Source organism: Deltaproteobacteria bacterium RIFCSPHIGHO2_02_FULL_44_16, assembly GCA_001798185.1.
GTDB lineage: Bacteria > UBA10199 > UBA10199 > 2-02-FULL-44-16 > 2-02-FULL-44-16 > 2-02-FULL-44-16.
On the sequence record MGRM01000028.1, the window covers coordinates 60025 to 79748 of the forward strand.

The window sequence follows — 19724 nt, forward strand, 5'->3', positions numbered from 1 at the left end:
GTCGTTAGTAGTGGCACGTCTGACAATTAATCGATGCATTGATTTCAGGTTTTCGATGACAGTCGAGACAAAATCCCATTTGCAGTGTTGTCACTTGCTTGATTTTTTCCATTTTTTCAACTTCGCCGTGGCACGATGCACATGCAATGCCTTTGGCAATATGCCTGGCATGATGAAAACGAACATGATCTGGTAAATCATGCACACGAATCCATTCAATCGGAATTTTCTTGTTATACAGTTCTGTCAGTTTTTGAATGTGTGGACTTTCGGTTTTGACGACCTGGTGACAGTTCATGCAGATATTTTGGCTCGGGACAACAGCATGCGGCGATTCTTCAACGCCAATATGACAGTAGGCGCAGGGAATCTGCATGTCACCAGCATGTAATTTATGGCTAAAGGGAATGGGCTGCTCGGGGGCATAGCCAATATTATTGCCAACATACCACCACGAATGAAGCGCGTATCCGATTCCGCTGAGAAGGAGCAGAAGGAGAATGAACCCTACAGCTTTGATAACGATATGGTTCTTCATGAAAAGTTAGGTCGCTCCTTTAACGTTTGGAGCAAATTCTGTCGAGGGAAAATTGAAGCGCGCAAAAAGATGTAAATACAAATCGGCATTTTATATGCTGTTTATCATGATAATCAGCAATCATGTTGCCATTTTATTCATCTTCGGGCAAGCTCTGATCATGCATTATAAGCGTTTGCTCAATTTGAAACAGGACATTCACAAAAAGAGCCTTTTCCTCTTTGGACCGAGGCAGACCGGAAAAACTTCGTTGTTGAAGGAACAATTTCCCGGCGCCCCTTTTTATAACCTGCTTCTTGCTGATGTTTTTCTGAAGGTGAGTCAACGTCCGCACGTGATTCGGGAAGAGCTGCAGACGCGACGAGGAAATGTATCTCCCGTTATTATCGATGAAATTCAAAAACTTCCTCTTTTACTTGATGAAGTGCAGGCAATGATTGAAGAGAAAAAATACCGTTTTATTGTGACAGGAAGTAGCGCTCGTAAACTCAAGCACGGGGGTGGAAATTTGCTTGCGGGTAGAGCGTGGACGCATCATCTGTTTCCACTGACGACATCTGAGATAAAAGAATACGATTTTCTTCGAATCCTCAATTATGGATCTCTTCCATTCATTTATACCTCGTCCGATCCCGAGCGTGAACTTGCAGCGTATGTGGGAACGTATCTTCAGGAAGAGATTCAGGCTGAAGGTTTGACACGAAAAATTGAAAATTTTTCCCGATTTTTACAAGTTGCTTCACTTGCCAATGGTGAACTGATTAATTTTTCCAATATTGCAAGTGATGCGCAAGTCCCACCACGGACTGTTTCGGGATATTTTGCGATCCTTCAAGATACGCTCATTGGGAATTTGTTGGAACCATTTACAGCAACCAAAAAACGGAAAGCAATTTTAACATCGAAATTTTATTTTTTTGATGTCGGTGTCTCCAATTATCTTGCAGGAAGAAAAAATATTCGTCCACAAACAGATCTCTTTGGAAAAGTTTTTGAGCATTTTCTGTTTACAGAACTCAAGGCTTTTCTTTCGTATACACAAGATTCGAGAAAATTCTCCTTCTGGAGATCTGCATCTGGTTATGAAGTCGATTTTCTTATCGGAGATGAAGTGGCGATCGAAGTGAAAGGGACAACAATGGTTTCAGAAAAACATTTAACAGGATTAAAGGCACTTTCTGAAGAGAAAAAATTGAAGAGAAAAATTGTCATATCGCTTGATAGCGTTCCACGTCGCATTGGAGATATCGATGTTCTTCCTTTTCGCGACTTCCTCGCCCAACTCTGGAGTGGAGATATTTAACCTTGAATAAATTCTGTCGAAGGAAAATTGAAGGAAATAATTCTTAGGAGTGGGAAGTTTTTTTCGTCAACGCAATTACGATCAGTCCAGCTTCATAAAGAACAATAAAAGGGACTGCCATGCAGATTTGGCTGATGACATCAGGGGGAGTCAAAAGAGCACCAAAGACAAAGGCGCCAGCGATCATAAAACGACGATTTTTTTTGAGGGTTTCGAGACTGACGATGTCAAAGTGCACGAGAAAAAAGAGCCCAATGGGGAGTTCAAAGACAATTCCAAAGGCGAGGATGAAGCAGAGAACAAACGAGAGATAGAGCTTCATCTGAAGCATCAAAAGGATATCGGTCTCTTGAAGAACGTCGATGAAATAACGAAATCCGTAGGGCATGACGACGTAATAACAGAACGCTCCGCCTAAAATGAAACAGAGCGCTGAAGCAAGGGCCGTGAAAGTTAAAAATTTCTTTTCACGTTTGATGAGCCCTGGAGCAAGAAAAACCCACATTTGATAGAGCCAGAGAGGAGAGGTCAAAAAAGCTCCGGCAATCAGCGCGACTTGAAAATAGACGATCCATCCTTCCATTAAACTGAGTGTCACAAATTCTGCATGATCAGGAAGGAGCCTCAGAAGTGGTTGTTGCAGCCAATGGAAAATCGGTTTCGTAAAAAAACAGACGACACCCGTTCCAGAAATGAGAATGAGAATGATTCTTAAAATACGTTTTCGTAATTCCCGAAGATGACCGAGGAGAGGTATTGGTTGAGTACTCATTTCAAAACTCCATTATTCGGGTGACATCGGAGGTGTTTCCGGGAGGTCTCCGCGCCAAGCGGAGGGCCGGAACACCGCAGGTGGCAGGACCCGTAACAAAAAATGTTTTGAAATGAGTGCTCATCAAGAAGGTTTATCAATATCATCAAACGCATCTTTGGCAGATGCCATCTCGGCGCGCAGTGTGCGCCAGAGCTTTCCGGCTTTACGAAAGAGATCAATGCACCGTTCTGGTCCAAGGACCAAAACGCCAATAGCTGCAATAATCACCATTTCGCCGAAACTGATACCGAACATGTTTATTGATGATCGCTTTCGTCTTTATCTTTATCCTGCAACGATTTTCGAAATCCTTTGATCGCTTGCCCAATCGAAGCCCCAATTTGCGGAAGACGTTTTGCTCCAAAAAGAAGAAGCACAATGAGAAAAATAATGAGTAACTCTCCAATGCCTGGTTTGATAAATCCGATAATGGCATTCATAAAGCCTCCTGTAGTAAGCAGACACGCCATAACGTTAGCGGATTGCTTCAGCGTGATATCTAGGGCGTGCGTAGCACCACAGGAAAGCGATTGCAACTGCAACAATCCCAGCTTTGAAAAACACAGCTTTGAAAAAGACATTTACCAATAACTGACTGTCAGTTATTGGTAAGAGCGAAGAAAGAAGAAGACGATATGCCAAAAAAAAGAACTCACAAAACAGAAGGATTTGCGCATAAACGAGGTGTCGACAGTCACGATGAAGCGGTCAAAGATAAACGTCATCGTCGTCGCAAACATCATGTTTCGAAAGACATTCATGAAGATCGCGGCACCGTTCAAACACGACTTGGGAGAAAGCATCATCCGGTACGACCAAAATAATCTATGCGACTTACTTTTTTAGGTGCAACGGAGACGGTGACTGGTTCGAAATTTCTGCTTGAAACAGAAAAATCGAAGGTGTTGATCGACTGCGGTTTGTTTCAGGGACTGAAAGAGCTGCGTCTCAAAAATTGGACCGCGCTTCCTTTTGATCCTGCTTCTCTTGACGCTGTGGTTTTGACGCACGCTCATATTGATCATACCGGTTATCTTCCCGTTCTTTTTAAACAGGGATTTCGAGGACCGGTCTATGCAACAAGAGCCACACATGATCTGTGTACGATCCTTCTTCCGGATGCTGGATATTTGCAAGAAGAGGATGCTCGCTTTGCGAATCAAAAAGGATACAGCAAACATAAGCCCGCCGAACCTCTGTTTACAGAAGCGCTTGCGCATCGCTCTCTTTCTCTTTTCCGCAATGTTGAAATTGAAAAATCATTTCGAATCAGTGATGATGTAGAAGTTTTCATGACGCCTGCGGGTCATATTTTGGGAGCAACATCGGTTCACCTTCGTCATCAAGGTCGTCATTTTGTTTTTAGCGGTGACGTGGGAAGGCCAAATGATCCGTTGATGAAACCTCCTCAACGCCTCAAAGAAGCCGATGTCCTTGTTTTAGAATCGACGTACGGTGAACGATTGCATGATCCGTCGGATCCCAAAGAACGTATTGCAGCCATTGTCCATCGTGCGGTCAAACAAGGTGGAGTGATTGTGATTCCAGCATTTGCGGTTGGGAGATCACAGACAATTATGTATCTCCTCTCTCAACTGAAAAAAGAGAAGAAGATTCCAGATATTCCGATTTATCTTGATAGTCCTATGGCAATCGCTGCCACAGAGATTTTTTGTGCCTATCGTGATGAACATAAAATTTCCGCTGAAGAAGTGAAGGCGATGTGTGAGCCTGTGACCTACGTTCATACGTCAGAGGAATCCAAAATGATCAGTCACAAAAAGGGACCCATGGTGATTATCTCTGCAAGTGGTATGGCGGGGGGTGGACGGGTGCTGCATCATTTAAAAATGTTTGCGCCGGATGAAAAAAATACGGTTCTTTTTGTCGGTTATCAGCCCGCAGGTTCACGTGGTGAAGCGATGCTTGCCCATGTTCCGACGATTAAAATTCATGGCGAATATGTTCCGATGCGTGCGCGCGTGGAAAATCTCGAGAGTCTTTCAGCGCATGCCGATGCCAAAGAATTGATTGATTGGGTCCAGTCGATCAAGCGTTCTCCACAACAAATTTTTCTGGTACACGGCGAACCTTCGTCTCAAGATGCACTACGGCGTTCTTTATATGATGAACTCAAGTGGAATGCATCCATTCCTCATTACGGCGAGACTGTTAAGGTATAAAAACTTTTAAATCCTTAAAGCTGGGAATCGTGACAACGAAAACAGGTATTCGTCATCTGCTCGAGATCACGGTTAAGGAGTTTTCCATCTTCTGATCGCGTATGTTTTTTCATCTCGCCCATCTGATCAATCAGTTTTGACAGTTGTCCTTCAAATGCTGGATTATTGCTTATTCGTTTTATGCGTTGTGCAATGCGTTTCATCGAGGTCAGTGAATCACGAACAGCTTTGGTATCAATTTTTTCGTCGGGCGAAACTAAAAGTTCAAGCGTGATCCATTCTGATGCCATTTTATTCATTTGTTCTACGAGCGCTGCGTGTTCTTCATCATCGATGTTGGAAAGATGTTGGTTCGCAAAAGCGACTGTGGTGAAACACAATGCGACAATGATAAGTATGATATGTTTTTTCATCAGGAACTCCTTAAGGTTTTCTCAGTTCACGTATGGCACGAATGATTTCGGTCGGATCGTTGCCAAGACCATTTTGTTGATACACAATTTCTCCTTGAGCATCCAGAAGAGAAATCACATTTGAATGAGCGAAATTCTTTTCATCAATCTGTTTATATTGAACACCAAGCACTGCTGCAAGTTCCCGAATGTCAGGTTCGTTTCCATGAAGGAGATTCCATCTCTTTTCATCAAGGCCTTGCTCTTTTGTGTATGTTTGTAGTTTTGCAGGGGTATCTCTTTTGGGATCAAACGAGACAATGACAAAAGCGACATTTTTCTCACGAACTGCAGCTTCAATGCGTTTCATATCTCCTACAATGCGAGGGCAGGAATATTCGCAACTGGTATAGGCCATCGCAAGCACGACCGGTTTTCCCCTAAAAGAGTTTAAGTTTATTTTATCTCCGCGCTGATTGGTCCAGGTCGATTCCAGAAGGTAAACGGAGTGATTACTTTCTTCAGGGGATGTTGAAATTGGAGCATGAGTGGTACATGAAAGAGAAAGAACAAAAAAAGTGAACAACACTGATTTCAAAACAGGTGGGATACGGGTGACGTCGGAGGTTGTTCCGGGAGGTCTCCGCGTTAAGCGGAGGGCCGGAACACCGCAGGCGGCAGGACCCGAAACCAGAATTGTTTTGAAATCAGTGTTGTTCATGAGTTCCTTGGTCTTTTGCACAGCGAAAACCGAGATTTGAAATCGTGTAGTTTGCTTTTAAACTTGCCCGGAATGCTGCGCGCATAAATGCTGCGTAGTTTTTCGGGTCTCCGGTCCCGACAGCTCCCGATCCACAAAAGAAATCCCGGTTGAGTCCGGTATCTCCACGCGACTCTCCCGTGATGAGCGCTGAATTAAAATCGAGGGTCCATTCCCAGATAAGGCCGTGGAGATCATGGACATCATAGACGTTATGAAAACCAGAACCAATCGGGCTCAAGGTTTGTGGTGTTGGTTTGCTATACCACTCAAGAATGTATTGATAAAAATTTGGATCTTTTGTTCCCACTTTTTCTGTTCCACTTGCTTGTGCCACAAATTCCCATTCATCCACGGTCGGAAGACGTTTTCCCGACGCCTCACAATAAGCTTTAGCCGCAAACCAACTTACATTTGTCACCGGAACATTTTCGATAACAGCTTCAAGTGCGAGATGACCATTCCAATGTTTCAGATAATTGACGTCGGCAAAGAGAGATTTCCGATGTGATCGTTGCCACTTTGGATTTTTTTCTACGAAAAAAAGAAATTGTTTATTGGTGACAGGATAGGGATCGATCATGAACGATCGCACAGTAACCTGTTTTTGATTTTTTGTATACAGTGGAATGTAGCGTCCACCGTTGATGACAACCATATCGTTCTCAGATGCATATAGTGAAGGTAATAAGAAGAGAATTGGAATAAAATACATTATAAAAAACGGCCGCAGGAGGCGAGCCTTGAGCGGCGTCTTCAGACGCCGGAAACGAAGCCTCAATAAACGGCAGGCTGAAGCGCAGCAAAAAATCCGGCGTGTGAGGATTTTTTGCGTAGTGAGAGGTCGCCTCCGAGAGGCGTTTTTTATATTATTTCCTATCTCGTGCCTTTCGTACGTCATCGGGGGTGACCACTCCTCCCTTGTTTTTCCAGGTGTTGAGAACATACGTTACAATATTCGCAATGTCTTCATCTGTAAGATTCAGTTTGGGCATGACACTGTTATAGGTGACACCGTTCACGATAATCTCTCCCTGCAATCCATTGGCAATGGCGCGAATCGCTTGGGCGACATTTCCGTTAAGATAACTTGAAGCGGCAAGGGGTGGAAAGGCTCCTGGAATTCCCTGCCCTTCGGGTTGGTGGCATGAAGCACAGTTTTGTTTAAACCCAATTTCTCCTGCCTTGATGCGTTCTGCTTTGGTGAGTGCAACTGGTGGTGGCGCTGGTTTTTCATCAGGAATTGTTTGGATCGCCCCCCCTTCAGCAAGATAGACCTGCTCTTCTTCTTTTCCCGAATAGATGGTTTTGTTCTCATTGCCTGTGACTTTGAGCCAACCGATAGCTCCTTTGTTGAAGGCGCGAAAAATGGAATGATCGACAAGAATGAAATTTCCGGGAACTTCTACTTTAAATTCGACAATCGCTGAGCCGCCTGCGGGAATAAGCGTTGTTTGCACATTGTGGTTGAGTGTGTCTCCCCCTTCGATGGAAACATTGTCAAAAATTTCGCCGATGACGTGAAATGATGAGATAAGATTTGGTCCACCATTGCCAACATAGAGACGAACTGTTTCACCAACGTTTGCGGTAAGCCCCTTGTCTCCGACAAGAGATCCGACGGATCCATTAAAAATGACATATTCCGGATGTTCATCAATGGCTTTTGCCATATCAAAAGGTTGCAGTCCCCCTTCGCCGTGTCGACCTTTGGTATAAAAATCCCCTTGCATGACATAGTATTCACGATCGACCTTGGGGAGTCCTTCTTTTGGTTCAACAAGAATCAAGCCATACATACCGTTTGCGATATGCATTCCAACTGGCGCTGTGGCGCAGTGGTAGACGTACAATCCGGGATTAAGAACTTGAAATGAGAAAACTGTTTCATGGCCAGGAGGTGTAAATGATGAAGTTGCTCCACCGCCTGGTCCTGTCACGGCATGCAAATCGATATTGTGAGGCATTTTGTTGTCAGGATGATTGCGAAGATGGAATTCAACAAAATCTCCTTCACGCACGCGAATGAAACTTCCGGGAACAGTTCCTCCAAAAGTCCAAAAAGTATAATCAACTCCTTCCGCAATTTTCCCAATCTGTTCTTTGACTTCAAGTTTGACCATTACCTTGGCACTCTGTTTTCGAGTGATGGGAGGAGGGACCATGGGAGGTGCGGTAAGAACTGCTTCCTCTCCTTGAGACGTTGTTTGCTCTGAATTTTTTTGGGAAGAGCAGCCGGTGACAAGAAGAAAGCAGACAGTGGAAAAGCAGAAAATTTTTTTCATAGATTCCCCTTTTGAAAGATTTTTTTTAAAAATTCTTTTTGCCATACAAGTACTCCTATAATCCACACACTCGCCGCGTATGCAAGATGTTGAAAATAATGTTGAGTCCACGGCGCTGTGAGGCGGGTCGCAAGAGCGATTATCAAGAGAAAGAACGTGAAAACGAGCGTATATGAATGTCGTTCCTGTTTTAAACCATGATTGCCGTGAGACAGGACGACACGTGTTGCGATGGCAAAGATCATGATGGAAAGCGAGCCAACAAAAAGAAGATGAGCGGCATGTATCCGGTAGGAAGGAAAGAAAGTCATGAGCCAAGTTCCCGCGATCATGCACCAACTGGCGATCCAGAGTGCAAGGCTCACATATGTTTTTGAAACAGGGATGCGACCAAGTTGCCACCACAAAAGAAGATAGAGAGTAATGATGACGCTTCTGATGGTGGTTGCAAAGAGAACAATTCCATAAGCTTCGAGAACAAAACTGAGAAAGAGAACAAGAGAAAAAAGAAAAAAGATTTTTCTTTCTCGCGCATCTTGAGAGGTTGGTGCAAAGGGAGATCCTGCATGTGGCGTGTTTGGTGATATGCAATTGCAACCGGTGATGTAGGGAATAAGCCGACTTCCAATTCCCAAGGCAAAATTTAGAAAAACTCCATACCAGAGAAGAAGCTGTGCAAAACGGAGCAATGTCGCAGGCATGATGAGGAAATCGTTGGAAAGAATAAGTGCTGTTCCAAGAAGTGCAGAAACCATTCCTCCTCCGACAAAAACGAAACTTGAAGGGATTTTCATGGATGCTTTTTGCACGCGACGAAGCAGAAAGAGTGTGAGGGCGAGAATGTGAAGAAAACTTATGATATGGAATGGAATGCGTATGGGCTGAAGCGAGGCGATAATTATCAGGGTTGTGGTGATAAGAAAAAAAATCTTTTCTTTTGTCGTTGCGGAGGATGTGGATGAAAATTTGGGAACCGCGGTTACCAGGAAACCAGTGGCAATCACAAAGAAAAAACCTTGCATCATGATTTCAGCGTGAATGGATCCCGGATAAGAAAATTTTCCAAAGGCGAATGCAATCCAGACGCTTGTTCCAATGAGTCCGAGCAGCATGCCAAGTGGAAAGAAAATTTGATAAGGCGCCAGTGTTTCTAGGTGATGACGGTTTTTGAACATTGTTGAAGATCCTCTCTTGTGTTGATATTGAGAAGTGAGCGATATTGGGGATCATAACGATACCATTCATCTCTCGGAATAAGAGATGGCGAGTCACTAGCGCGAAGAAGTGCAAGAAGACTCTCGTCTCCCTCGCGAAGAGTTTTTTCAATCGCTGGTATCAGAGATTTTGCATAAACACCTGGAAGAGGTGAGGGGCCATTCACCCCTTTAAGGAGAACGATGTCATGTTGAGAGCCCACATTCCAGAGATGATCTGCGAGTGGTGGTGTGAGAAATGGCATGTCACATGCAACGATGACGGCTTTCTCGTAAGGGAGCGCTTTCCATATCGTTCGCATGGCGCGCAATGGCCCTTGCTGGGCTTCATCGTCTTCGATGATGGGAAGATTGAATTTTTTCAGAATGTTTTTTTGTCCTGAAAGAAAAAGAAGAAAACCTGTTTGGTGCAATGTTTCCATCAGGTGGTCGATGAGAGGGCGACCTTGATAACATGCAAAAGCCTTATGACTCCCAAAGCGTGTGTTAGCGCCGCCAGCAAGAATGACAGAAATTTTTTTAGTGTGACGCATGGTATTCTTTTTTCCAAATGGGAACTCTTTTTTTAAGTTCATCAATGATGTAGTGCATGGCTTCAAAACATTCATGACGATGAGGAGAGTTGACTCCCACGATGAGACTTGTCTCTCCCGCATCGACGTTTCCAATGCGATGAATGAGAATAACCTCGTGAATGGGCCACTGTTTTTTTGCCTCGATGTGAATGCGTTGAAGTTCCTGAACCGCCATTTCTTCGTAGCATTCGTAGTCGATATTCGCGACTTGCCGACCAAGATGATGATTGCGCACAACACCCGCAAACCAGAGAAACGCGCCACAACTTTTATCCAGAGCAAGTTGCTTTGTTGTCTCCTCGAGCGAGATTGGCTCTTTTGTGATACGTATCATATCAGCCCCCCGCGGTCGGTGGAATAAGCGCTACCGTATCTCCGTCGTGCAATATTGTATTCAGGGGAACAAAATGGCAATTGACGGCGCATCGCGTGTAGCGCGTCAGGTAGTCGATGACATGCTGATCGTTTGTCAGCTTTGAGAAGAGCTCTCCTGCGTGCGTTCCTTCGGGAACATCAACCGTTTTCTGTTCAAAAGAGAGTCGTTCCTTGAGATGAGCGAACGTCCTGATTTCAATCTGCATAGATTTCTCCTCGTGATGTCAGGGGGAGCCAGCGAATGGGAATTTCTTCCTCTGCCTTGAAGAGAGAAGTCCCTGGTGGAAGCGTGATCAGACAATTGGCGTCGATGAATGAATGCATCATGTGAGATGCTTGCGAAGGGAGAGGAGTGACCCATAATGTTTCTGATTTTTTTTGTGCATGAGCTCTCAAGAAAAGAGTACGGTCAGATGTATTTTGCAGTGAACGAGTAAGCCATGCTTTTTCTTCGTGAAGAAAAAGATTTTTGAACCCGAGAAAATATCGAATATAAGGACGAACGTATTCATAGAGGCAAAGAAGACTTGCAGCCGGATTTCCAGGAAAACCAAAGAGGATCGTCCGGTTTTTTTTTCCAACGTAGAGCGGTTTCCCCGGTTTTTGCGCTACTTTCCAAAAAACGGTTTCAACACCGCAGGCTTGCGCCGCTTCTTTCACCACATCATAAGCGCCGTCAGAAACGCCACCGGTGATGAGAAGAATATCATGGCGAGGAAGCGCCTCTTCCAAAATGTTGCGCATTTTCTCCCGATCATCAGCGGCAGGCGCTAACACCTGCACATTGACGTTGAACTCCTGAAGCGCCGCACAAAGCGCGAATGAACTGCTTTCAAAAATTTTCCCTGGTGGTAAGGATTTCTTTTCTTGCACCAGTTCATTTCCGGTCGGAATAATCAATATGCGTGGAGGAGTGTAAACGGGAACGGTAAAAATCCCCAACGATGCAAGATGTGCAAGAACGCCTGGAAGAAGCTGCTTTCCTTGTTGCATCACAACTGTTCCCGTTTTGACTTCTTCCCCCTGAAACCGAAGATTTTCACCCTTGCACACCGTTTGTTCGATAGCGATGGTTCGGAGATCAAGACGCCTGACTTCTTCTTGTGGAATGACAGCTGCGGCACTCTCCGGAAGCATTGCTCCTGTCATGATGCGGATCGTCTCTCCCGGACAAAACGAAAGACTCGATGCTTCTCCTGCCGCAATGGTTCCGACAACTTTGAGTTTTCCGGGAAGCGTGCTGATATCAGCGGTATGAATGGCGTATCCATCCATGGCCGATGAAGTGAAGCGTGGGAGGTCGCAGGGAGAAACAAGATCCTGGGCAAGGACTCGAAATGCCGCCTGCTGAAGCGGCGCTGACACTATTTGGCCACGTCGAAAATGACGCGACAAAAGTTCATGTGCCTGTGCAGGTGTCATCATATGAATCTCCACAAGATTTTTCCTGCGGCAACGAGAATGAGCATTGCGGTGACATGTTGAAGATGTCGAAGTGAAAGATGAATATGACGAAAATGGTTTCCGAGATATCCTCCGAAGGAAACGGCGAGAAGAAGTGTGGTGATGAAGATTGGCGAGATTTCTTCCATGTTCGGGGGAAATAATTTCGAATATTGTCCCCATAACCCGGACAGGGAATTCACGAAGATGAAGAAACTTGCGTGTGCTGCAATTCTACGAGGAGTTCCCCAGGAAAGAAAGTAAAGAAGGGGGGAGAGAAAGATGCCGCCCCCAATACCGACAATGCCAGAGAGAAAACCAAGGCATGCGCCGATCCCAAGACCGATCAACCAAAGTTGTTTTGTCAGAAGTGTTCGAGGCGCGAAAATTTCTCTTCCCGTCAACAAGAGGCGCGTTCCAGCGGCAAGAAGAGAAAAACTGAGGAGAACGAGAAAAAGAGATTTATCGACCACGATACGTCCTCCAAGATAGGCGCATGGAATCGAGGTGATAATAAAAGGCAATGTTCGGAGGAAGAAGGACTCCTTCTTCCACACGAAATAGCAGAGGTTTGTGCTGACGACGGCAAGATTACAGATCAGGGCGATGATCGGAATTATCTGAAAGGGAATGTCTGTAAGGACAAGAAGAGCAAGATAGGTTGATCCTCCTCCGAACCCTGCAATGGCATAGAGAAGAGCGGTGACGAGAAAGAAAAAAGGGAGAAGCGTCAGAGTCACGGATGTCCTCCTCCCGCCATCATTTTATAGCTGTGCAAAATTGCCGGAAAGAGAGCGCTCATGGATTCTTCTGTGCCACGGGATGAGCCGGGAAGATTGATGATGATCGTCTTTCCTTTGAGACCGGCAACACCGCGCGAAAGCATGGCGTAGGGTGTTCGTTCCTGTCCAAAGGCGCGAGCTGCTTCCATGATGCCGGGAATTTCACGATCGATCACCTCTTTGGTTGCTTCAACCGTGACATCGCGCGGTCCAAGCCCGGTTCCTCCGGTTGTCATCACCAGATGACAACCTTGCTCTGCAAGTTTGCAAAGCGCTTCCTTGATGAGCTTTTTTTCATCGGGAAGGATTATATATTCGCAACGTTCACCTATATAGGTTTCCAACCGTTCTTTGATGATTTGTCCTGAAGTGTCTTGACGGTGCCCGGCTGCCGTTCCGTCCGAGGTGACGATCACTGCGGCTTTGAAATTTTCGGGGAGGTCTTCATGAAAACTCGTTTTGCCTCCCTCTTTTTCAAGCACCCTGATGTTTGTTATTTCCATCTCGGAACTGACCGGTTTGAGCATATCGAAAAGAGTTGCTGCTGCGATCTGCGCGCCAACGAGAGCTTCCATTTCAACTCCGGTTTTCCACAGTGTGGTGACCGTTGTGAAAACGGTCACCTCTCCGGAGTCATGAAGATCGAAATCAATGGTAATCTGATCAATCGGAATCGGATGACAATGGGGAATGAGTTCACTTGTCCGTTTTGCGGCGATGAGTCCCGCGGTGCGAGCAACTTCCAAAGCATCTCCCTTTGGCGTCTTTTTGCTGCGAAGAAGTTGCACCATGGCGGGAGACATGTTCACCACAGCCTGAGCTTTTGCTCGTCGAAGCGTTGAAATTTTATGTGATGTTGAATACATGGTTATCCTCCGAGAGCTCGAATGCGTGGCATCGTAACTCCTCTTACGGTGACAGGATTACTTCCATGTCCTTCGGGCTTCTTGCGTGTCGCGCAACGAAACGCATTTTTGAGATGTTCATCCGAACCGCCGCACCGAAGAAGAGGGCGCAGATCGACTTCTTCGTATGAAAAGAGACAAGGACGAAGTTTTCCATCAGCCGTCAGTCGCAGTCGTGAACAACGTTTACAAAAGGGTTCCGTCATGGAGGCGATAAACCCGACGCGCCCGGAACTTCCATCAAGAGCATAGGATTCAGCAACTTCTGAACCGCGTGCAATCGGCGTCAGGTGATAGCGTTTGCGAATAACTTCCTTGACTGTCTGAAGTGGAAGCATCCATTCCGGATGCCACCCTGTTCCGCACAGAGGCATAAATTCGATAAAGCGGACTTCAAGAGAGCGTTCGATGGCCAATGTGGCAAAGCTGACCATTTCATGTTCACTCATCCCTTGAAGAACAACGACATTGAGTTTTGTGAAGAGTTTCGCTTCACATGCCGCTTCGATTCCCTTGTATGTTTGTTCGTAGGAGTCACTGAACGTAAGTTCGCGAAAGCGACACGGGTTCATGCTGTCAAAGCTGATATTGATGCGATCAAGTCCTGCTTCTTTGAGGGGAGCGGCAAGTTCGGGAAGAAGCGAACCATTGGTGGTCAGGGCAAGCGTTGGGCGTGGTGCGAGAAGGGAGAGTGAGTGAACAAGTTCGACAATATTTTTCCGCAGGAGAGGTTCGCCGCCGGTCAAGCGAATCCGTTTTCCTCCCATCTCCATAAAAATTTTCGCGACGCGGACGATTTCTTCAAAGGAAAGAATGCCCTCTTTTGGAATCGTCTCTATGCCTTCGGGCGGCATACAGTAGATGCATCGAAAATTACAACGATCAGTCACCGAGATGCGAAGATAATCGAGCCTTCGCCCAAAAGTGTCGATCAGTGCATGGGTCATCTGTATTCCCTTTCCAATTCCCCTTCACGTTTCTTCCTGAAGGTTCGGGAGGTAAAACCGTTTCCAGTTTCACCCAGAGGCGTTTTCTTCACAGAAATTTTTTCAGGAAGAGAGCGCTCGAGAACAAAACGAACGTAGAGAGAGTTGGTGCAGGAAGCCATGCGAAAAATCAGATACAAACATGATTGAAGTCAGGTTTTCTCTTCAAGGAACATGTCAAAAAACTTTTCATATTAAGGAGGAACATTATGAGGAAGAAACTTTTTTTGATGTGGATGCCAGTCGTGATTATGATGTCATCGTCTGCGTTTGCGGCAGCGGATGCCAATGCGGGAAAAATAAAATATCAGCAACTTTGTGTCAGTTGTCACGGAGCGTCGGGCAAAGGAGATGGTCCGGCTGCTGTGGCGCTCACTCCTAAACCGCGCAATTTTTCCGACAGCAAAGGGAAAACTGATGCGCAACTTGCGAAAGTGATTAAAGAAGGGGGAGCAGCCAATAATCTCTCGCCTTTGATGCCACCTTGGGGCGCAGGTCTCACTGACCAGGATATTGCAAATATCATCGCCTATCTTCGCGTTCTCGGGAAAGGTGGTCAATAATGCTACGCGATATCTCGCGACGCAGTTTTCTGAAACTGGCGCTTACCACGGGAGCGGGATTTTCACTTGCAAGCGCAACTTCTGTTTCGGAAATGTTCACCTTTCTGATTCCGTTTGATCACGACAATCCTCTTTCGGGTTACCCCAATCGCGATTGGGAAGAGCAGTATCGGGATCTTTTTCGCTCTGATTCCACATTTCATTTTCTCTGCGCGCCAAATGATACGCACAACTGTTTGCTGACAACCTATGTGAAAAACGGTGTTGCGACCCGCATTGGCCCATCTTTCGGATACGGCAAGGCAACCGATATCTATGGCAATCGGTCATCGCATCGATGGGATCCACGCTGCTGTCAAAAGGGGCTTGCTCTTATTCGGCGTTTTTATGGAGATCGCCGGTGTAAAGAACCGATGGTGCGAAAAGGTTTTCTCGATTGGGTGACCTCGGATTTTGAACGCGATCCGGCAACAGGCGCCGTCCCAAAAAAATATCTCAATCGTGGATTGGATGATTGGGTGAAAGTTTCCTGGGAGAAAGCGTTTGATCTTTCTGCGCGAACGCTTCGCAATATTGCTGAAACGTATCAGGGAGAAAAAGGGAAGCAGTATCTTCTCGCTCAAGGTTATGATCCTGCGATGGTGGAGGCGACGAAAGGCATTGGAACGCAAGTGCTCAAATTTCGTGGTGGAATGGCAGCGCTTGGCGCCACACGACTTTTTGCCCAGTATCGACTTGCCAACATGATGGCGCTTCTTGATGCAAAGATTCGCGGGGTCTCTCCGGACGAAGCTGTTGGTGGACGTGGCTGGGATAACTACAGTTGGCACACCGATCTTCCTCCAGGCCATCCGATGGTGACAGGACAACAAACCGTCGAGTGGGACCTGGTCAATGCCGAACAGGCACATGTGATTGTTTGTTGGGGGATGAACTGGATTACCACAAAGATGCCCGATGCGCACTGGTTGACGGAAGCGCGGATGAAGGGGGCAAAGGTTATTGTGATTGCTGCGGAGTATAGCGCCACATCATCAAAAGCCGATATGGTCGTTGTCGTTCGTCCGGGGACGACCCCCGCGCTTGCGTTTGGACTCTGTCATCTTCTTCTCAAGCAGAAGGCGTACAACCCTGAATATCTTCGCGAACATACGGATCTTCCCTGTCTTGTTCGTATGGATACCCTTGAAATGCTCAAGGCAACCGAGGTGTGGAAGGAATACACGAATAGTCCTCTCGATAATTATGCAACGACACTCAAAAAAGGAGAAAAACCTCCACTTCCGCCGCTTCAAAAGGAACCTCTTATTACCGATGAAGACCGCGAAACATGGGGTGATGCTGTGGTGTGGGATGAGAGAACGAAAAAACCGGTTGTGCTTTCGCGTAACGATTATGGCTCGCGTTATCGAAACAAGGGGATCACAGCGACGCTCCGGGGGCGATATCAGGTGACACTCGCTGATGGAAAGAATATTTTTGTACGACCAGTCTTTGATCTTCTCACAGAATATGTTGACGCTAACTTCGATCCGAAAACGGTTTCTGAAATCACCTGGGCTCCGGTTGAAGCGTTGTATGCGCTTGCAAAGGAGTTGGCGCAACATCGTGGAAAAACTCTTTTCGCTTTGGGCATGGGGCCGAATCAGTTTTTTAATAGCGACCTCAAAGATCGTGCAACATTTTTTCTGGCAGCGCTTACCGAAAATATCGGGAAAGCCGGTGGCAATATTGGAAGCTATGCGGGGAATTATCGTGCAGCGTTCTTCAGTGGTCTTGGTCAGTTTATTCAGGAAGATCCATTCAACGTCACGTTGAACCAGAATGATCCGGCGAAAGTGAAAGGCTATTTCACGAATGAGTCTGTCCATTACTTTAATCATGGCGATACGATTCTTCGCATGGGAAAAGAAATTTTGACGGGAACGTCGCATATGCCGACTCCGACAAAATCGATTCTCGTCTCAAACAGCAACTCGCTCATTGGAAATGCCAAGGGTCATTATGACACCGTCGTTAACATTTTGCCTCGCGTCGAATTTGTTGGGGTGAATGAATGGTGGTGGACGGCGTCGTGTGAATACGCCGACATTGTTTTTCCGGTCGACAGTTGGGCGGAATTCAAACAACCTGACATGACGATTTCGGTCACGAATCCGTTTCTTTATGTCTATCCTGCAACGCCGCTGAAACGCATTTATAATACACGCGGAGATATTGAAGTGGCCGCCGGCATTGCAAATGCCTTTGCGGATATCATGGATGACAGACGTTATCGTGATTATTGGCGTTTTGTGCATGAAGGAAAAACAGAAATCTATCTTCAGCGTATTCTCGATTTCAGTAATGCGACAAAAGGGTATAACATTCATGAGCTTCATGAAAAAGCAAAGCAGGGGATTCCCGCACTCCTCATGTCACGCACCTATCCGAAAGTGGGAGCGTGGGAACAGGCAAACGAAGACAAACCTTATTATACAAAGACCGGGCGGCTTGAATTCTATCGACCCGAACAAGAATTTATTCATTCAGGTGAAAATATTCCAGTTCATCGCGAACCAATTGACTCAACGTTCTATGAACCAAATGTGATTGTGGCAAAACCACATGAAGCTATTCGTCCAAAACGCCCCGAAGATTATGGTGTCTCCTCGTCTCGCCTTGAAGCCGATGCTCGTCAAGCGCGGCATGTGGTGAAACCATGGAGTGAAGTTGCGACGACGCAGCATCCTCTTCAAAAAGATGGTTACAGTTTTATCTTTCATACTCCCAAATATCGACACGGCGCGCACACCACTCCAGTTGATACTGATATCATCGCGGTCTGGTTTGGTCCGTATGGCGACATGCATCGCGAAGACAAACGCATGCCTTTTGTGAGCGAAGCTTATGTCGATATCAACCCTCACGATGCGAAAATGCTCGGGATTGAAGATGGTGATTATGTTCATATTGATGCCGATCCACATGATCGACCTTATCGCGGGTGGAAGAAGAGTGATAAGGCCTATGAGATATCGCGCTTGCTCTGCCGCGCCAGATATTATCCGGGGACACCCCGCGGTGTGACGCGCATGTGGCACAACATGTATGGCGCGACCTATGGCAGTGTGCGTGGCGCACAAACGCGCGAAGATGGTCTCGCGAAAAATCCGGATACCGGGTATCAAGCTCTTTTCCGCACAGGGTCGCAACAAAGTTGCACACGAGGCTGGATCAAACCGACATGGATGACCGACTCTCTCGTACGCAAGGATCTCATCGGACAAAAAATTGGAAAAGGATTTGCGCCCGATGTGCATTGTCCCACAGGCGCGCCTCGCGAGGCTTTTGTGAAAATCACCAAAGCTGAAGCCGGGGGTATGCATGGAGAGCCGTGGCGACCGCTCACGCTTGGCATTCGCCCATCATACGAGGACAAGCGGATGAAAAACTATATCAAGGGAAGAAACATTAAGGTGAAAGGATAACCATTATGGCAGACGTGAACAACTGGCAGCTCGGACGAAGTATGGCTTATCCTTACGCTGAGGCACGGCCAAAGCGGCAGCTTGCGTATGTGTTTGACACGAACAAATGCATCGCCTGCCAAACCTGTACGGTTGCGTGCAAGACGACGTGGACATCAGGAAAAGGACAGGAGAACATGTTTTGGAATAATGTCGAAACAAAACCTTATGGCGGTTATCCCACCGCATGGGATGTGAAACTTCTGGATGAACTCGGTGGTCAGGAGTGGGAAGGGAAAACCTATAAAGGAAAAACCGTTTTTGAAGATGCTCCTCCGGGAGAACGGGTGAAAGGTTATTTGCCGGAGCATGAAGACTATGCGCATCCGAATTTAGGCGAAGATGAAATTTCCGGTACGTTGAACAAAGGGACTTTTTTTTCAGGCATGCATCAGGCCTGGATGTTTTATCTCGCACGCATTTGCAATCATTGTACCTATCCCGCGTGCCTTGCGGCTTGTCCACGCAAGGCGATTTACAAACGCGAGGAAGACGGTGTCGTGCTGATCGATCAGGTGAGGTGTCGTGGATATAAAGAATGTGTGAAAGCGTGTCCTTACAAGAAAACTTTTTTTAATATGATCACGCGCACATCGGAAAAATGCATTGGCTGTTATCCGCTCCTGGAAAAAGGAGAACAACCGCGATGCGTGCAAACCTGCATCGGCAAGATTCGCATTCAAGGATGGCTTTCAAAGCCAGGTGAAGAGCGTGAAGACAACCCGCTCGATTATATCGTGAGAATCAAAAAAGTGGCACTCCCTCTTTATCCACAATATGGACTGGAACCAAATGTGTATTACATTCCGCCGGTCAATGTGCCGAGGGAGTTTCTTCTCCAGATGTTTGGTCCCTTTGTGGATGATGCGATTGCTACCTATCGACATGTGAAAACCGATAAAAAACTTCTCGCGGCATTTCTTCTTTTTGGGAACACGCCAAAAATTATTACCAAATACGATGCAAATGATCATGAGGCCATTGGTTATAATGAACAGGGCGAAGAGGTGGTTCGGGTTCCATTGACGGAACCTTTTTTTGAGCGCGATCTCTTTGATCCTCAACATAATGTTTACCGCCATAACACGCCATAGGAG

General features: G+C 46.3%; 21 protein-coding genes and 1 other annotated feature. Of the genes, 6 read left to right on the forward strand and 15 right to left on the reverse strand.

The window, feature by feature from the left end:
• Positions 1 to 4: 4 nt before the first annotated feature.
• The gene (locus tag A3C46_08370) at positions 5 to 538 is read right to left on the reverse strand and encodes a cytochrome C (protein OGQ21396.1); all 534 of its coding nucleotides are present in this window, start codon (positions 536 to 538) and stop codon (positions 5 to 7) included.
• 160 nt (positions 539 to 698) lie between these two features.
• Between A3C46_08370 and A3C46_08375 the strand changes: the two genes are divergently transcribed.
• A complete protein-coding gene (locus A3C46_08375; GenBank protein OGQ21472.1) occupies positions 699 to 1841 on the forward strand; it encodes a hypothetical protein in 1143 nt (380 codons plus the stop codon).
• Between the two features lie 43 nt (positions 1842 to 1884).
• Here the strand turns inward: A3C46_08375 and A3C46_08380 are convergent, their stop codons facing one another.
• Positions 1885 to 2613 (reverse strand): twin arginine-targeting protein translocase TatC, encoded by a 729-nt coding sequence (locus A3C46_08380; protein OGQ21397.1) that lies wholly within the window; start codon positions 2611 to 2613, stop codon positions 1885 to 1887.
• A 299-nt stretch (positions 2614 to 2912) separates the two neighbouring features.
• Positions 2913 to 3095, reverse strand: coding sequence for a hypothetical protein (locus A3C46_08385; protein OGQ21398.1), 183 nt, complete (start codon positions 3093 to 3095; stop codon positions 2913 to 2915).
• 195 nt (positions 3096 to 3290) lie between these two features.
• On the opposite strand from A3C46_08385, the gene A3C46_08390 reads away from it, so the two are divergent.
• Both A3C46_08390 and A3C46_08395 read left to right on the forward strand, forming a co-directional pair.
• Positions 3291 to 3479 (forward strand): hypothetical protein, encoded by a 189-nt coding sequence (locus tag A3C46_08390; GenBank protein OGQ21399.1) that lies wholly within the window; start codon positions 3291 to 3293, stop codon positions 3477 to 3479.
• 3 nt (positions 3480 to 3482) lie between these two features.
• The gene (locus A3C46_08395; GenBank protein OGQ21400.1) at positions 3483 to 4838 is read left to right on the forward strand and encodes an mRNA 3'-end processing factor; all 1356 of its coding nucleotides are present in this window, start codon (positions 3483 to 3485) and stop codon (positions 4836 to 4838) included.
• Positions 4839 to 4852: 14 nt separating this feature from the next.
• Here A3C46_08395 and A3C46_08400 read toward each other — a convergent pair whose 3' ends face one another.
• From A3C46_08400 to A3C46_08455, 12 genes are all read right to left on the reverse strand, one after another.
• Positions 4853 to 5251, reverse strand: a complete 399-nt coding sequence (locus A3C46_08400; protein ID OGQ21401.1) for a hypothetical protein — start codon at positions 5249 to 5251, stop codon at positions 4853 to 4855.
• A 10-nt stretch (positions 5252 to 5261) separates the two neighbouring features.
• Entirely contained in the window at positions 5262 to 5828 is a 567-nt protein-coding gene (locus tag A3C46_08405; GenBank protein OGQ21473.1) for a hypothetical protein, read from the reverse strand.
• Positions 5829 to 5937: 109 nt separating this feature from the next.
• Positions 5938 to 6705: a hypothetical protein gene (locus tag A3C46_08410; protein OGQ21402.1), complete on the reverse strand. Its 768-nt coding sequence runs from the start codon at positions 6703 to 6705 to the stop codon at positions 5938 to 5940.
• A gap of 154 nt (positions 6706 to 6859) precedes the next feature.
• Positions 6860 to 8275 (reverse strand): nitrite reductase, copper-containing, encoded by a 1416-nt coding sequence (locus tag A3C46_08415; protein ID OGQ21474.1) that lies wholly within the window; start codon positions 8273 to 8275, stop codon positions 6860 to 6862.
• On the reverse strand, positions 8272 to 9450 hold the full coding sequence (locus A3C46_08420; protein ID OGQ21403.1) for a hypothetical protein: 1179 nt from the start codon (positions 9448 to 9450) through the stop codon (positions 8272 to 8274). Before A3C46_08420 ends, A3C46_08415 begins: the two co-directional genes overlap by 4 nt.
• Positions 9426 to 10022: a hypothetical protein gene (locus tag A3C46_08425; GenBank protein OGQ21404.1), complete on the reverse strand. Its 597-nt coding sequence runs from the start codon at positions 10020 to 10022 to the stop codon at positions 9426 to 9428. Before A3C46_08425 ends, A3C46_08420 begins: the two co-directional genes overlap by 25 nt.
• On the reverse strand, positions 10009 to 10398 hold the full coding sequence (locus A3C46_08430; GenBank protein ID OGQ21405.1) for a hypothetical protein: 390 nt from the start codon (positions 10396 to 10398) through the stop codon (positions 10009 to 10011). The genes A3C46_08425 and A3C46_08430 overlap by 14 nt, the downstream gene beginning before the upstream one ends.
• Position 10399: 1 nt before the next feature.
• Entirely contained in the window at positions 10400 to 10645 is a 246-nt protein-coding gene (locus tag A3C46_08435; GenBank protein OGQ21406.1) for a hypothetical protein, read from the reverse strand.
• The gene (locus tag A3C46_08440) at positions 10635 to 11864 is read right to left on the reverse strand and encodes a hypothetical protein (protein OGQ21407.1); all 1230 of its coding nucleotides are present in this window, start codon (positions 11862 to 11864) and stop codon (positions 10635 to 10637) included. Before A3C46_08440 ends, A3C46_08435 begins: the two co-directional genes overlap by 11 nt.
• Positions 11861 to 12616: a hypothetical protein gene (locus A3C46_08445; GenBank protein OGQ21475.1), complete on the reverse strand. Its 756-nt coding sequence runs from the start codon at positions 12614 to 12616 to the stop codon at positions 11861 to 11863. Before A3C46_08445 ends, A3C46_08440 begins: the two co-directional genes overlap by 4 nt.
• A 2-nt stretch (positions 12617 to 12618) precedes the next feature.
• Positions 12619 to 13530 carry a bifunctional molybdenum cofactor biosynthesis protein MoaC/MoaB gene (locus tag A3C46_08450; protein OGQ21408.1) on the reverse strand — a complete coding sequence of 304 codons (912 nt, stop codon included), beginning with the start codon at positions 13528 to 13530 and terminating at the stop codon, positions 12619 to 12621.
• A 2-nt stretch (positions 13531 to 13532) separates the two neighbouring features.
• The gene (locus A3C46_08455; protein ID OGQ21409.1) at positions 13533 to 14516 is read right to left on the reverse strand and encodes a cyclic pyranopterin phosphate synthase MoaA; all 984 of its coding nucleotides are present in this window, start codon (positions 14514 to 14516) and stop codon (positions 13533 to 13535) included.
• Positions 14507 to 14650, reverse strand: a binding site (molybdenum cofactor riboswitch). It overlaps the preceding gene by 10 nt.
• A 114-nt stretch (positions 14651 to 14764) precedes the next feature.
• Between A3C46_08455 and A3C46_08460 the strand changes: the two genes are divergently transcribed.
• The 3 genes from A3C46_08460 to A3C46_08470 are packed head-to-tail and all read left to right on the forward strand — an operon-like array spanning position 14765 to position 19721.
• Positions 14765 to 15118 (forward strand): hypothetical protein, encoded by a 354-nt coding sequence (locus A3C46_08460; GenBank protein OGQ21410.1) that lies wholly within the window; start codon positions 14765 to 14767, stop codon positions 15116 to 15118.
• Complete coding sequence (locus tag A3C46_08465; protein ID OGQ21411.1) at positions 15118 to 18588, forward strand: molybdopterin oxidoreductase; 3471 nt, start codon at positions 15118 to 15120, stop codon at positions 18586 to 18588. Before A3C46_08460 ends, A3C46_08465 begins: the two co-directional genes overlap by 1 nt.
• A 5-nt stretch (positions 18589 to 18593) precedes the next feature.
• Positions 18594 to 19721: a dehydrogenase gene (locus tag A3C46_08470; GenBank protein OGQ21412.1), complete on the forward strand. Its 1128-nt coding sequence runs from the start codon at positions 18594 to 18596 to the stop codon at positions 19719 to 19721.
• Positions 19722 to 19724 lie beyond the last annotated feature (3 nt).